Source organism: Rhizobium ecuadorense, assembly GCF_001187535.1.
Classification (GTDB): Bacteria; Pseudomonadota; Alphaproteobacteria; order Rhizobiales; family Rhizobiaceae; genus Rhizobium; species Rhizobium ecuadorense.
In genome coordinates, this window is the sequence record NZ_LFIO01001405.1 from 1 (window position 1) to 242 (window position 242).

1 protein-coding gene is annotated in these 242 nt (G+C 58.3%); it reads left to right on the top strand.

The window, feature by feature from the left end:
• Window positions 1-242 (top strand): heparinase II/III domain-containing protein (locus AF337_RS29760; RefSeq protein ID WP_193393670.1); only part of this gene is annotated, 242 nt, incomplete at both ends.

Here is a 242-nt window from a genome sequence, read left to right on the forward strand (position 1 = left end):
CCACCTCCTGCATCCGGACGCGATATCTTCTATCCCGGCATCGGCCTGTTCATCGCCCGCGACCGGCAGTTTTCGCTTGCCGTCAAGGGCGGCAACAATGGCGAGGGCCACAATCATAACGATGTCGGAAGTGTCACGCTTTACAAGAACGGACATCCGTTCCTGATCGATGTCGGCGTCGAGACCTATACCGCAAAGACCTTTTCGGCGCGGCGCTACGAGATATGGACGATGCAGTCGGC